Source organism: Pseudomonas wenzhouensis, assembly GCF_021029445.1.
Lineage (GTDB): Bacteria > Pseudomonadota > Gammaproteobacteria > Pseudomonadales > Pseudomonadaceae > Aquipseudomonas > Aquipseudomonas wenzhouensis.
In genome coordinates this window covers 1,948,993-1,962,648 of record NZ_CP072610.1, presented here as the reverse complement: position 1 = coordinate 1,962,648, position 13,656 = coordinate 1,948,993, and the positions used below count along the sequence as shown (strand labels likewise).

The window sequence follows — 13,656 nt, the reverse complement described above, 5'->3', positions numbered from 1 at the left end:
CCTACATAAACGCGCCTGGCCTTAGCCTCCCACATCGGGTAGGAGGCGGGGTCGCCCCGGCCGTCCTCCCACACCACCGTACATACGGTTCCGTATACGGCGGTTCCTGCCTACTGACAGACTGCGTCAGCGAGCTTGGTTCCGTTGATGTGTCGCCTGTGGTAACTAAGCGCCCAGACCGGCCCTCGGAGTTTCCGACTCCTACCTCCTGATGGTCTCGACCGCCGCTGTTCACGACGTTTCTGCTTTACGCTCCAACAGAGAGCACACCTGACTATCCACTCATGACAGGTTCAGCCCTTCATCGCTCCGGTTCCGAGCAACTACTACGGCCTCTGCTGACTTCTGTTCGCCCATCCCGCCACCTCTCGGTGCCGGTAGCACGTGGCAGGCCAAACAGATCTCCCAGGGTAATTCGCGCGACCTTCCTGCTTATGCCTGTCGGATTTACGTCGTAGCGTTCCGTGCAAGTATCGGGCTTTGGCAATCGTTGCTACCTCACCCCGCTACGCCGCCTCTATCCGCTTCCTGTTCGTCAGACCAGCATTTTGCCTCGGGCTTCCTTCAGATTCGCGGTCACCCGCGACACCCTTGCCTTCAGCTAACACTTCCCCTTGCCGGGTGTGTAGAGGACTTTCACCTCCAAATCGTCCGACTCACCACCACAGTGAGCCGAACAGCGCCAGTCACGGCACTACGCGCCATGCCTGGCGCACAACGAAAAAGCCCCGACGCGCGAGCATCGGGGCTTTCTTGTGACATGCAGGCTATCAGCGATTGGCGCCGTTGCGGCCTGGCTTCTTCTTGGTCTGCAACAGGTGCGAGAACACGGCGTGCAGGTCGTCCGAGGCGCTTTCCTCGTCGAGGTTGAGCTTGCTGTCGATGTGATCCATGTGATGCATCATCAGGTGCACCGCACGCTCGACATCGCGCGCCTCGATGGCATCGATCAGCTGATTGTGCTCGTCATAGGAGCAGTGCGAACGGCCGCTGCTTTCGTACTGGGCGATGATTAGCGAGGTCTGCGACACCAGGCTGCGCTGAAAGCTGAAGAGCGGCGCATTGCGCGCGGCCTCGGCCAGCTTCAGGTGGAACTCGCCGGAGAGACGAATACCCGCGCCACGATCACCCCGGGAAAAGCTGTCCTGCTCATCCCTGACCATCTGCCGCAGTTCGGCCAACTGCTCGGCTGTCGCGTGCTCGACGGCCAGTTCGGTGATGGCACGTTCGACCAGGCGACGTGCATAGAAGATCTGCCGAGCTTCTTCGACGCTCGGGCTGGCGACGACCGCACCGCGGTTCGGGCGCAACAGCACCACGCCCTCGTGAGCCAGACGCGACAGGGCGCGACGAATGATGGTACGACTGACACCGAAGATCTCACCCAGCGCCTCTTCGCTCAGCTTGGTGCCGGGCGCCAGACGCTGCTCGAGAATGGCATCGAAAATATGGGCATATACGACATCGTCCTGAGTCCCGCTGCGGCTGCTTTTGCCTGCACGCGGCTGCTTCTTCAGTGGCTGCAATTGATCGTTCATTCTGGCTCGCGTCAATGAGAGTCGGCGACACTGCGACTCTACTGTGTTCTACCCGGTAGCTGACAAGCACCGAGCGAAAAAACATCAGAAAAAAGTTAGGACAATTGTACACAAGTCAATCGACCGCCACATCACGAGTCGTATGACGTCCTGGAGCGATCTCGGGTTGCTCATCGGCTCAGCTCGAACGCGGCACGACCATTCCCTTGCTGATGGGCAGCTGCATTGCCAGTGCATTGACCACCCAGCACCTCATTTAACTGCTGGCCAGCCAAACAGGGGCTGTGCCTGGCAAACCGAACTCATCACCATCTCATTGTTTTAAAAGGATTTATCGCTATAAAAAGAAGGAGCAAAAAGCGCTCCGTACGCAATCTGAGCAAACCACCTGCGGCTTATGACGGCGTAAAACAAAAACATTAATTGCATTTTTTGTATACAACACCATAATCACGCCTGAGTGACTTCTTGACCGCTCGGTCAACAACTTAGCCAGGAAGCACTGCCAGAAACACCGCCTACCTCAGAGAGCATTGTCCTTGCGCAACGCTCTGGGCGGTACACAACAAGAGACATGAGGAGTACCCGCAGTGGAAAGCATCAAACAAGAACAACACGCGACTCAACTGGCAAGAGGAGGTCTGCTCGACCGCTTCTTCAAACTGACCGAGCACCGCACCACCCTCAAGACCGAACTGCTGGCCGGTCTGACGACCTTCGTCACCATGGCCTACATCATTTTCGTCAACCCCAACATCATGGCCACCGCCGGCATCGATCACGGCGCCGCATTCGTCGCCACCTGCATCGGTGCGGCGCTGGGCTGCTTCCTGATGGGGCTGTACGCCAACTGGCCGGTCGGCCTGGCACCGGGCATGGGCCTGAACGCCTTCTTCACCTACACCGTCGTCGGTGAAATGGGTTATAGCTGGCAGATCGCACTAGGCGCAGTATTCATCTCCGGCGTGCTGTTCATGATCATGAGCCTGTCGAAAATCCGCGAATGGCTGCTCAACAGCATCCCGATGAGCCTGCGCTTTGCCATGGGCGCCGGGGTCGGCCTGTTCCTCGGCCTGATCGGTCTGAAGACTGCCGGCATCGTCGTCGACAGCCCGGCCACCCTGCTGACCATGGGCTCGTTCGCCAACCCGTCGGCGCTGCTGGCCGCCATATGCTTCCTGCTGATCGCCGTGCTCAGCCACCGCAACGTGTTCGGCGCCATCCTCTTCAGCATGCTCGGCGTAACCGCCATCGGCTGGGCCCTGGGCCTGGTGGAATATGGTGGCCTGGTGTCGATGCCGCCGAGCCTGGCACCGACCTTCCTGGCCATGGACATCGCCGGCGCGTTCAACGTGGCGATGATCAGCGTGATCCTGGCCTTCCTCTTCGTAAACATGTTCGACACCGCCGGCACCCTGATGGGCGTCGCCCACCGCGCCAACCTGGTGGATGAAGACGGCAAGATCCAGAACCTGTCCAAGGCGCTGAAAGCCGACTCCACCTCCAGCGTGGTCGGTGCGATGGTTGGCTGCCCACCGGTGACCAGCTATGTGGAAAGCGCTGCCGGTGTCGCTGCCGGCGGCCGTACCGGCCTGACCGCCATCACCGTCGGTATCCTGTTTCTCGCCGCGATGTTCTTCGCTCCGCTGGCCGGCATGATTCCCGCCTATGCCACCGCAGGCGCGCTGATCTACGTGGCGATGCTGATGATGAGCGGCATGGCGCACATCGACTGGAAAGACCATACCGACACCATCCCGGCCATCGTCACCGTGGTGATGATGCCGCTGACCTTCTCCATCGCCAACGGTATCGCCCTGGGCTTTCTCACCTACGCCACACTCAAGCTGCTGACCGGCCAGCGTGACAAGGTATCGATCAGCCTGTACGTGCTGTGCGCGATCTTCATCGCCAAGTTCGCCTTCCTCTGACGGCAGAGACCACGAAGCCCCGGCCCTGTGCCGGGGCTTTTCGTTTGGTCTGGCAACGACAGGCAGACACCCTCGACCATGCCTATCGCCGGCCCCGAATTTCATCCGGGCTACGCGTCGCTCTACACGCGGACGAAAAAAAGCCCGCAGTGTGAGCGGGCATAGGGACTCAAACGAGTCTGAGGGTGACAAGCATTCGTCTGGCGGCTGCCCCGCCAGTCATCAGCTACCGCGATAGGTGGAGTAGCTGTAAGGCGAAATCAGTAGCGGCACGTGGTAGTGCTCCTGGCCGGCATCGATGCCGAAACGCAGCACCACAACATCGAGAAAAGCCGGTTCCGGCAGCGTCACGCCACGGGCGCGGTAATAGTCGCCGGCATGGAAATGCAGCTGGTAGACGCCCGTAAGGTAGTCATCGCCCTGCAGCACCGGCGCGTCGCAACGGCCATCGTGGTTGGTGGTAACGGTATTGATCAGCTCCAGCTGCGCGCCTTCGACGCGATACAGCTCGACCTTGATGTCACTCCCTGGGCAACCGTGTGCGGCGTCCAGTACATGCGTAGTCAAACGTCCCATGAGTCTCGGATGCTCGTGGCGATCAACGCCCGGCGAACACCACACCTCCTCTACTCTGTTGAAATCGGCTCGTCGCAGTGCTCCGACGCAATGGCAGGATAGCACGCAGCCAGAATATAAAACATTCCAAGCTGAAATTGTACACAATAAATTCAAATAAGGCGTTATAGATGCAGCCATTCAACCGCCATATGCGTTCATCGCAAGCCAGCAATCACGCACCACTCGGCGCGAATTACCGTCCACTCGGTCAACCTCTTCCGCGTTGCAAAGAATGCAGAAAATGATGAAAAGTCGATTTACAAACGGCAAACAACTTTGTATACAATTAGCCACCCCGGTCGCGCAGCCATTCATTGCCAGGCGCGCAGTGACCGCCACGCTCCAGATAGGAAGACTGCAGTGAATGCTGATTACCCACGCGATCTGATCGGCTACGGCGCAAACCCACCCCACCCCCACTGGCCGGGCGATGCCCATATTGCCCTGTCCTTCGTGCTCAATTACGAGGAAGGCGGCGAGCGCAACATCCTTCACGGCGACAGGGAGTCCGAGGCCTTTCTCTCCGAGATGGTCGCCGCCCAGCCGCTGCAGGGTCAGCGCAACCTGTGCATGGAATCGCTCTACGAGTACGGCAGCCGCGCCGGCGTCTGGCGCCTGCTCAACCTGTTCAAGCAGCATGACATCCCGCTGACCATCTTCGCCGTGGCCATGGCCGCCCAGCGCCACCCGGACGTGATCCGCGAGATGGTCGCCGCCGGGCATGAGATCTGCAGCCACGGCTACCGCTGGATCGATTACCAGAACATGGACGAAGCGACCGAGCGCGAGCACATGCTCGAGGCCATCCGCATCCTCACCGAGCTGACCGGCGAGCGCCCGCTGGGCTGGTACACCGGGCGCCTGGGCCCGAATACCCGACGCCTGGTACGCGAGGAAGGCGGCTTCCTCTATGACTCCGACACCTACGACGACGACCTGCCCTACTGGGACCCGGCCAGCACCGCAGAAAAACCGCACCTGGTGATCCCCTACACCCTGGACACCAACGACATGCGCTTCACCCAGGTGCAGGGCTTCAACAAGGGCGACGATTTCTTCGAATACCTCAAGGATGCCTTCGACGTGCTCTATGCCGAAGGTGAAGCCGGCGCACCGAAAATGCTGTCGATCGGCATGCACTGCCGCCTGCTCGGTCGCCCGGCGCGCCTGGCTTCGCTGGCGCGCTTCATCGACTACGTCAAAAGCCATGACAAGGTCTGGTGCGCCCGCCGCGTCGACATCGCCAGACACTGGCATGCCACCCACCCCTTCCGTGCGACCGAGCAAGAGAGCAGCAAATGAGCCGTTTCCAGACCCTGACCCCGTCCACGCTGAGCCGCGATGCGTTCGTCGCAGCCTTCGCCGATATTTACGAGCACTCGCCCTGGGTCGCCGAGAAGGCCTATGACCTCGGCCTGGACGAAAGCGTCGACGACATCGAGCGCCTGCAGCAGCGCATGGCCGATATCCTCCTGTCCGCCAGCCATGAGGCGCAGTTGGCGCTGATCAACGCGCACCCGGATCTGGCCGGCAAGGCGGCGGTGCGCGGCGAGCTGACCGCCTCCAGCACCGCCGAGCAATCCGGTGCCGGCATCCACGAATGCAGCGCCGAGGAGTTCGCCCGCTTCACTGAACTCAACGACGCCTACAAGGCCAAGTTCGGCTTCCCCTTCATCAAGGCCGTCAGGGGCAGCAACCGCCACCAGATCCTGGCAGCCTTCGAAGAGCGCATTCACAACACGCCGGAGCAGGAGTTCGCCACCGCACTGGCCGAGATCAACAAGATCGCCCTCTTCCGCCTGCAGCAGCTGTAAGCGCTGCAGCCCCTCAACTCGAACAAAACAAGTAGAACAGCCATGCGTAGCCTGACCATCGAGCCCCTGAGCAAAGAAGCCTTCGCCCCATTCGGTGACGTGATCGAAACCGACGGTAGCGACTTCTTCATGATCAATAACGGTTCCACCCGCCGCTATCACAAGCTGGCCACGGTGCAGACCGCGCAGCCGGAGGACCAGGCCATCATCAGCATCTTCAGCGCCGAAGCGCTCGAGATGCCCGTGACCATCCGCATGCTGGAGCGCCATCCGCTGGGCAGCCAGGCTTTCATTCCGCTGCTCGGCCACCCCTTTCTGATCGTGGTCGCGCCACTTGGCGATGCACCTGTATCAGGGTCCGTCCGTGCCTTCCTCAGCAATGGCAGGCAGGGCGTCAATTACCATCGCGGCGTCTGGCACCACCCGGTGCTGACGATCGAAAAGCGGGATGACTTCCTGGTGGTTGATCGCAGTGGTTCCGGCAACAACTGCGATGAGCATTTCTTCAATGAGGACGAGTTTCTTCTCCTCAACCCCCACCAATAAGAGAAGCCCGGGGCTGGCGTGCCTCCCCCGGGAAAAGAGGTACAGATCGTGGAAGCACATTTCACCGAATGGCTAAACCTGGGCATCCGCTGGATCCATATGATCACCGGTATCGCCTGGATCGGCGCATCCTTCTATTTCGTCTGGCTGGAGAACAACCTCAACCGGAGCAACCCACACGAGGGCCTGTCGGGCGACCTCTGGGCGATTCACGGCGGCGGCATCTACCACCTGGAAAAGTACAAGCTGGCTCCGCCGAAAATGCCGGAGAACCTGCACTGGTTCAAATGGGAGGCCTACTTCACCTGGCTGTCGGGCGTCGCCCTGCTGCTGGTGGTGTATTACCTCAACCCCAGCCTGTATCTGGTCAAGCCCGGCGTCGACCTGGCGCCCGCTGCGGCCATCGCCATCGGTCTTGGCTCGATGGCAGTCAGCTATGTGATCTATCACCTGCTCTGCGACTCCCCGCTGGGCAAGCGTCCGGCCCTGCTCGGCGCCGTGCTGTTCGTGCTGATCATCGCCGCCGCCTACGGCTTCAGCCAGATATTCAGTGGCCGCGCGGCGTACATCCATGTCGGCGCAATCATCGGCACCATCATGGTCGGCAACGTGTTCTTCACTATCATGCCGGCCCAGCGTGCACTGGTTAAGGCCATCGAAACCAACACCACGCCCGATCCGCTGCTGCCGGCCAAAGGTCTGCTGCGCTCGCGCCACAACAACTACTTCACCCTGCCGGTGCTGTTCATCATGATCAGCAACCACTTCCCGAGCACTTACGGCAGCCAGTACAACTGGGCGATCCTGGCCGGGATTGCGATCCTGGCGGTGCTGGTACGTCACTACTTCAACACCCGCCACGACAGCAGCAAGTACGTCTGGACCCTGCCAGCGGCAGCACTGGGCATGATCTGCCTGGCCTACGTCACGGCGCCGGCGCAACGCGCACCGGCCGCTGCTCCAGTCGCAGCCGTCGAGCAGCCGTCCAGCGCAGCACCGGCCAAGGTGGAAGAGGCAAGCCCGGCAGCCACACCTGCCGAGCAAGCCGCCAGCACAAACGGCACAGCAGCCGTCAGCGTCGGCGCGAGTGATTTTGCCAAGGTCGAAAGCGTGATTCACGAACGCTGCACCGTGTGCCACTCGGCCAGCCCCACCAGCCCGATGTTCAGCACGGCACCGGCCGGCTTCATGCTCGACACCCCCGAGCAGATGAAGGCACAAGCGGCAAAGATTCACGCACAGACCGTGGCCACGCAGATCATGCCCCTGGGCAATATCACCCAGATGACCCAGGACGAACGCGACCTGATCGGTAGCTGGATCGCCGAAGGCGCGCAGATCAACTGATTGCCACACATGTCGCGGCCGTGACTGGCCGCGGCATCTTTTTACAACCATGAACCGCCGGCAGCGTGAGCTGACCGGCGGTTCATCTTTTGTGCACAATCTACAAATAAATTGTTTTTATACATGTCTACAAATTGCTATAGTCAGAAAACCTGACCTGGCAGACAGACTTCTGTCACTCAGGACAGAGGCGCCGTGAAGCCTCGTGCAAGCCCATGACCGTATAAAAACAACTGGCAGGCTATGACATGACTACCGACCGTAACGCACCAGCTGCGCCCGATGCTCGCAGCGAACTGATCTACCAACTGGATGACACCCCCGACTTCCTCCCCGCCGTGTTCGCCGCGCTGCAGCATGTACTGGCCAGCTTCGTCGCCATCATCACCCCCACCCTGATCGTCGGCAGCGTGCTCGGCCTCGGCGCTCACGTGCCCTATCTGGTGAGCATGGCGCTGTTCGTCTCCGGCCTCGGCACCTTCGTCCAGGCCAAACGCATCGGCCCGGTCGGCTCCGGGCTGCTGTGCCTGCAGGGCACCAGTTTCGGCTTTCTCAGCGTGATCCTCAGCGCCGGCTTCATCGTCAAGGGCCGTGGCGGCAGCGAAGAAGAAATTCTCTCGACCATCTTCGGCGTGTGCTTCTGCGCCGCCTTCGTCGAGATCTTCTTCAGCCAGTTCATTGGCAAGCTGCGCAAGGTCATCACCCCGGTGGTCACCGGCACCATCATCTGCCTGATGGGCCTGTCACTGATCAAGGTGGGCATGACCGACTTCGCCGGTGGCTACGGCGCCGAGGACCTGGGCGCACTGCACCACCTGGCTCTCGGTGCCCTGGTACTGCTGACCATCGTCGTGCTCAACCGCGCCTCATCGCAGATGCTGCGCCTGTCTGCCGTGATCATTGCCCTGACGCTGGGCTTCGTCGTGGCCTGGCTGATGGGCCGGGTGGATTTCAGCGAGATGGCCGAAGTGCCGCTGATCAGCGTGCCGCAGCCGTTCAAGTATGGCTTCAGCTTCGACCTGGTGGCGTTCATCCCGATTGCGGTGATCTTCCTCATCACCCCGCTGGAGACCGCGGGTGATCTGACCGCCAACTCGATGATTTCCAGGCAGCCGGTCAAAGGGCCGCTGTACATGCAACGGATCAAATCCGGGGTGCTGGCCGATGGCTGCAACTCGGCGATGGCAGCCGTATTCAACAGCCTGCCCATGACCACCTTCAGCCAGAACAACGGGGTGATTCAGCTCACTGGCGTGGCCAGCCGCCATGTCGCGTTGTATATCGCCGCCATTCTGGTGCTGCTCGGTCTGTTCCCCATGGTCGGCGCGGTGCTGCAGCTCATGCCCAAGCCGGTTCTGGGCGGCGCCACGCTGATCATGTTCGGTACCGTGGCAGTGGCCGGTATCAAGATTCTCACCGAGGCTGGCCTGCATCGTCGCAACATGCTCATCGTTTCCATCTCCCTGGGTCTTGGCCTTGGCGTAGCGGCAGTGCCAGAAGCCCTGGCACAGATGCCGGAGATGCTGCGCAATATTCTCGGCTCACCCATTGCCATCGGTGCCTTCAGCGCCATCGCACTGAACATCTTCCTGCCGGAAGAACCGCTGGCCGAAGATGACTACGAGCCCGAGGCGCACCTGCATACCGTGCTGCAGAACCGCCAGGACGAGGCGAACGACGACAGCCTGAACACCCTCAGCCGCGACCTCGACCCGGCACCACGCTCCATCTGATCCCCAGCCTTGACCGAATACTCCCGGCGGCATTCTCCGCCGGGAGCAGATGCCTGCACCTCAACAATAAGGAAAAGCCATGAAACTCAAGCATCTACCCCACTGCCTCGCCCTGTCAGCCGGACTGTTCTCTGGTCAGCAGGCACTCGCTGGCGACCTGCTGCACTGGCAGGACAACAGCCTGTCATACCTGTACGGCGAAAACTTTCAGCGCATGAACTTCAATGGCGAAGAACAGCGTACCCAGACTACCTTTACCTTCGAGCACGCAAGCGGCTGGGCCTGGGGCGACCTCTTCTATTTCGTCGACTACATCCGTGCCGACAACGTGCAGTCGCGCGGCAGCTTCAACAACGGCACCTTCCGCCAGCATGACAAGGATTCCTTCTATTACATGGAATTCTCCCCGCGCATCAGCCTGAGCTGGCTGACCGGGCAGAAGCTGGCTGCCGGTCCGATCAAGGACGTCTACGCCGCCTTCACCTATGAAAAAGGCAATGGCGGCCCTGGCCCGGAGAACTACCTGTACGGCATCGGCCTGGACTGGGAAGTACCCGGCTTCACCTACTTCAAGACCAACCTGTACCAGGTCAAGATCAACAACCATACCTTCTTCGCCGACAGTAACAGCAACGGCTACGCCACTCAGCTGACTGTCAGTGCCGCCTACCCTTTCAGCCTGGGCGAACAGGATTTCGTCGTCGACGGCTTCATCGACTGGCGCTCGCCATCGCGCGATGCCGGCACGCAGACCTCGGTCGGCTCCTCGGTCCAGGTCAAGTGGGATGCGGGCAAGGCCCTGTTCGGCAAGGAGCGCCAGCTCTACGTGGGCACCGAGATCAACATGTGGCGCGCCAAATATGGCGTCAAACCAGTGGATGGCTCGGGTGATCGTTTCGACCAGACCGCCGTGCAGGCGCTGGTCAAGTATCACTTCTGACCATTGCCGCAATGGACCTGGCTGACGTCGGTAGGGACGGCGGCCGGGTAAAAAGGGGGATGGGCGTTCGCGCCCTTCCCCCCTTTTCCATGCGCGCAGCTTCTGTGTGGCGTCATCGTTGCGAACTGCGATGCAGTGCGTTGGCGCCAGCTCGACCTGTGCCGCCATTCACCGCCAAGGCCGCTCGCCCACTACTTCGATGCAGCTGGAGGCGCTAGGCGCTGATTGCCTTCGCCATCGGCTCGGCGCCCTCCATCACCCCGATCCAGGCGTCTGGCCCGAATCAGCTGCCCGACTCTACCTGGCAGATGGTCGCCGTGCCGCACCCTGGTCTGCTGCATACCCAGGTGCAGGCAGCGAAGCCTGCGCACGGCAACGTCCAGATCATCATCGATCGGAAGCAGTCGGCGCCTGGGCCTCGGCTCTGCCTTTCTGGCGTTCGAGAAAGTCCACCTTCCATTGCTCGAGCCCCATGTATTCGCTATCGAGATTGGCCTCGACCCGGTAGCTCGCCTTGAGCTGCGCCACCTGAGCCGCGCGCTCCGCAAGGAAGCGGTCGAAACCTGCGATAAGCTGTGGGTGACGCACGCTCGACAGGTGAAAGCTGCCACGGGTATGCGGCAGTTTGGGATCGAATACCAGCGCGCCTGGCCGAGCGCGAATGTTGTCCAAATAGTGCGTGGCCACTACTACATTGAAGTAAGCACCGTCAGTGTCATGCTTCAACGCCTGGCGGATCATCTGGCGTAAATCCTTGCTGTAGCTCAGCTGGATCAGCCCGCTGTCGATGGCCTGTTCATAGCCACGCGGCGTCCAGCCCTGCACCATGGCCAAGCGACGGATATTCTCCGGCGCCTGCCCCTGGCGCTGCGGCGCCACCAGCACGCCATCGACGTAATCGACTACCGCCTGGCTATAGTGCAGGGTCACGCCAGCCTTCTGAGCCGTGCCCCAGTGCGGGCTGTCGGGGTACTTGAAGTCGACCTCGCTGCGCAACAGGGCCGGCAGCAACTGATCCACCGGCAGCGGTTTGTAGATCAGGCTAATGCCGCTATTAGCAGCAAAGCTATCCAGCACTTCGCGGGCGAAGCCACGATAATGCCCTTCACTATCAAGACTGTAATGCGGTGCAAAGGCTATGTCCTCAACGCCAACCACATAGGTCTGGGCCAGTGCAGCTGGCGCCAGCAGAATGCTGGAACACAGGCACACGCATAACGGCTTCATACAGAGCCTCCCTATTGTTGTTATGGATATCCAGGTACCGGTCTATCCGCCGGTCATGCTCATGAAGCGCACCACCTGAACCTGCTCGTCGGTGGCAAAGTGGTGCCGCTCGGGCTTGAGGCGCAGCGCCTCAATCAGCGCCTGACGCAAGCGTTCGCCGTCACCGGGATGAGCACGCAACAGACGCTTGAGATCCAGTGCGTTGTCATGGCCAAGGCAGAGCACCAGCTTGCCCTCGGCCGTGACCCGCACACGGTTGCAGTCACCGCAGAAGTTGTGGCTGTGCGGCGAGATGAAACCGACCTGGGTCTGCGTACCGACCACCTGCCAATAGCGTGATGGTCCGCCAGTCACCTTGTTACTGCGCACCAGCGCATGGCGCTGCTCGATGCGTTGGCGCACCTCGTCGCTGGAGCAGAAGGTCTGCTCACGGCTGTGGCTGACCACGCTGCCCAGCGGCATTTCCTCGATGAAACTGATATCCAGGCCGCGCTCGATGGCGAACTCGACCAGATCCAGCACCTCGTCGTCATTGCGCCCGCTCTGCACCACGCTGTTGAGCTTGATACGCTCGAAGCCGGCCATACGCGCGGCTTCGATACCGGCCAATACCTGGTCGAGCCTGTCACGCCGGGTAAAGGCGGCGAAGCGCTCGCGCTGCAGCGAGTCCAGGCTGATGTTCAAGCGGCGCACACCGGCCGCACGCAACGCAACGGCCATCTCCGCCAGCTGTGAACCGTTGGTGGTGATCGCCAGATCATCGAGTTCGGTACGCCCTCCCAGGCGCTGCAGCAGGCTCAGCAAATTCTTGCGCACCAGGGGTTCACCGCCGGTGATGCGGATACGTCGCACGCCCAGACCGATAAAGGCGTCAGCCACCGCATACAGCTCTTCGAGACTGAGAATCTGTGAACGCGGCGCGAAGACCATGTCCTCGCTCATGCAATAAGTGCAGCGAAAATCGCAGCGATCGGTCACCGACAAACGCAGGTAGGTGATGCGCCGGCCAAAGGGGTCGACGAGTTGATGAGAGGGCACAGCAGGTCTCCTACAGCGTCAGGCGCCAGGACGTCTTGTCATGAAACTCGTTGCACAGGATAAAAACAGAAAAGCCATTTCCTGTATACAGTGATTTGACCCGCAAGTCAGTTAAACGCTGAACAGCCCGTAACCGCTGCCTTGAGGCTCGTACAAAGCCGATGCTAACATGCCCGTCCGCCGCCCGGCGGCAGAGGAAAACACAGGGCCTTATGACCAGCATTCGCGAGCGCAACAAAGAGCTCATCCTGCGCGCAGCCAGCGAGGAGTTCGCCGATAAGGGCTTCGCTGCCACCAAGACCAGTGATATCGCGGCCAAGGCAGGCCTGCCCAAGCCCAACGTCTACTACTACTTCAAGTCCAAGGAAAACCTCTACCGCGAGGTTCTGGAAAGCATCATCGAGCCGCTGCTGGCCGCCTCTGCGCCCTTCAACCAGCCGGGCCACCCGAGCGATGTGCTGAGCGCCTATATCCGCTCGAAGATCCGCATCTCCCGCGAGCTGCCGCACGCCTCCAAGGTGTTCGCCAGCGAGATCATGCACGGCGCGCCGCACCTGTCGCCGGAGCAGACCGAACAACTCAACGCCCAGGCCAAACACAATATCGCCTGCATCCAGCGCTGGATCGATCAACGCCTGATGGCCCAGGTCGACCCGCACCACCTGCTGTTCAGCATCTGGGCCGCGACCCAGACCTACGCTGACTTCGACTGGCAGATCTCCAGCGTTACCGGCAAAACCACCCTCGACGACAGCGACTACGAAGCCGCTGCTCAGACCATCACCCGCCTGGTGCTCAAGGGCTGTGAAGTCGCCCCTGCGCCATCGATGGCGTCCGAGCAGGTCAGCAGCGCCTAGCCATGATCCGCAGGCTGGGTCGCGCTTTACCGACCCGCCACCCCGCCGGATCTACCAGCTGATCTCC

General features: G+C 60.9%; 12 protein-coding genes. 8 read left to right on the top strand and 4 right to left on the bottom strand.

Annotated elements, in window-relative coordinates; all coding sequences use genetic code 11:
* Window positions 1–770 precede the first annotated feature (770 nt).
* Complete coding sequence (locus J7655_RS09060; RefSeq protein ID WP_230927470.1) at window positions 771–1,538, bottom strand: GntR family transcriptional regulator; 768 nt, start codon at window positions 1,536–1,538, stop codon at window positions 771–773.
* 590 nt (window positions 1,539–2,128) lie between these two features.
* On the opposite strand from J7655_RS09060, the gene J7655_RS09055 reads away from it, so the two are divergent.
* Window positions 2,129–3,469: an NCS2 family permease gene (locus tag J7655_RS09055; RefSeq protein ID WP_230927469.1), complete on the top strand. Its 1,341-nt coding sequence runs from the start codon at window positions 2,129–2,131 to the stop codon at window positions 3,467–3,469.
* A 222-nt stretch (window positions 3,470–3,691) separates the two neighbouring features.
* Here J7655_RS09055 and uraH read toward each other — a convergent pair whose 3' ends face one another.
* On the bottom strand, window positions 3,692–4,045 hold the full coding sequence (uraH, locus tag J7655_RS09050; RefSeq protein WP_230927468.1) for a hydroxyisourate hydrolase: 354 nt from the start codon (window positions 4,043–4,045) through the stop codon (window positions 3,692–3,694).
* A gap of 402 nt (window positions 4,046–4,447) precedes the next feature.
* Here uraH and puuE point away from each other — a divergent pair, with 402 nt between their 5' ends.
* From puuE to J7655_RS09020, 6 genes are all read left to right on the top strand, one after another.
* Complete coding sequence (gene puuE, locus J7655_RS09045) at window positions 4,448–5,389, top strand: allantoinase PuuE (protein WP_230927467.1); 942 nt, start codon at window positions 4,448–4,450, stop codon at window positions 5,387–5,389.
* Complete coding sequence (gene uraD / locus J7655_RS09040; protein ID WP_230927466.1) at window positions 5,386–5,901, top strand: 2-oxo-4-hydroxy-4-carboxy-5-ureidoimidazoline decarboxylase; 516 nt, start codon at window positions 5,386–5,388, stop codon at window positions 5,899–5,901. The genes puuE and uraD overlap by 4 nt, the downstream gene beginning before the upstream one ends.
* 42 nt (window positions 5,902–5,943) lie before the next feature.
* The gene (locus tag J7655_RS09035) at window positions 5,944–6,447 is read left to right on the top strand and encodes an ureidoglycolate lyase (RefSeq protein ID WP_230927465.1); all 504 of its coding nucleotides are present in this window, start codon (window positions 5,944–5,946) and stop codon (window positions 6,445–6,447) included.
* 48 nt (window positions 6,448–6,495) lie between these two features.
* A complete protein-coding gene (locus tag J7655_RS09030; protein ID WP_230927464.1) occupies window positions 6,496–7,794 on the top strand; it encodes a urate hydroxylase PuuD in 1,299 nt (432 codons plus the stop codon).
* A 248-nt stretch (window positions 7,795–8,042) separates the two neighbouring features.
* The gene (locus tag J7655_RS09025) at window positions 8,043–9,527 is read left to right on the top strand and encodes a uracil-xanthine permease family protein (RefSeq protein ID WP_230927463.1); all 1,485 of its coding nucleotides are present in this window, start codon (window positions 8,043–8,045) and stop codon (window positions 9,525–9,527) included.
* 79 nt (window positions 9,528–9,606) lie between these two features.
* Window positions 9,607–10,467: an outer membrane protein OmpK gene (locus J7655_RS09020; RefSeq protein WP_230927462.1), complete on the top strand. Its 861-nt coding sequence runs from the start codon at window positions 9,607–9,609 to the stop codon at window positions 10,465–10,467.
* Between the two features lie 387 nt (window positions 10,468–10,854).
* On the opposite strand, the gene J7655_RS09015 is transcribed toward J7655_RS09020, so the two are convergent.
* Together J7655_RS09015 and moaA are read right to left on the bottom strand one after the other, a co-directional pair.
* Entirely contained in the window at window positions 10,855–11,694 is an 840-nt protein-coding gene (locus tag J7655_RS09015; protein WP_230927461.1) for a type 2 periplasmic-binding domain-containing protein, read from the bottom strand.
* A 42-nt stretch (window positions 11,695–11,736) separates the two neighbouring features.
* Window positions 11,737–12,732: a GTP 3',8-cyclase MoaA gene (moaA, locus tag J7655_RS09010; RefSeq protein ID WP_230927460.1), complete on the bottom strand. Its 996-nt coding sequence runs from the start codon at window positions 12,730–12,732 to the stop codon at window positions 11,737–11,739.
* Window positions 12,733–12,944: 212 nt separating this feature from the next.
* Here moaA and J7655_RS09005 point away from each other — a divergent pair, with 212 nt between their 5' ends.
* Complete coding sequence (locus J7655_RS09005) at window positions 12,945–13,589, top strand: TetR/AcrR family transcriptional regulator (protein ID WP_230927459.1); 645 nt, start codon at window positions 12,945–12,947, stop codon at window positions 13,587–13,589.
* Window positions 13,590–13,656: the final 67 nt, after the last annotated feature.

Excerpts from the sequence above, each read along its gene's own strand:
- J7655_RS09060 (WP_230927470.1), bottom strand. The coding sequence starts at position 1,538 with ATGAACGATCAATTGCAGCCACTGAAGAAGCAGCCGCGTGCAGGCAAA.
- uraH (WP_230927468.1), bottom strand. The coding sequence starts at position 4,045 with ATGGGACGTTTGACTACGCATGTACTGGACGCCGCACACGGTTGCCCA.
- uraD (WP_230927466.1), top strand. The coding sequence starts at position 5,386 with ATGAGCCGTTTCCAGACCCTGACCCCGTCCACGCTGAGCCGCGATGCG.
- J7655_RS09035 (WP_230927465.1), top strand. The coding sequence starts at position 5,944 with ATGCGTAGCCTGACCATCGAGCCCCTGAGCAAAGAAGCCTTCGCCCCA.
- J7655_RS09025 (WP_230927463.1), top strand. The coding sequence starts at position 8,043 with ATGACTACCGACCGTAACGCACCAGCTGCGCCCGATGCTCGCAGCGAA.
- J7655_RS09020 (WP_230927462.1), top strand. The coding sequence starts at position 9,607 with ATGAAACTCAAGCATCTACCCCACTGCCTCGCCCTGTCAGCCGGACTG.
- J7655_RS09015 (WP_230927461.1), bottom strand. The coding sequence starts at position 11,694 with ATGAAGCCGTTATGCGTGTGCCTGTGTTCCAGCATTCTGCTGGCGCCA.
- J7655_RS09005 (WP_230927459.1), top strand. The coding sequence starts at position 12,945 with ATGACCAGCATTCGCGAGCGCAACAAAGAGCTCATCCTGCGCGCAGCC.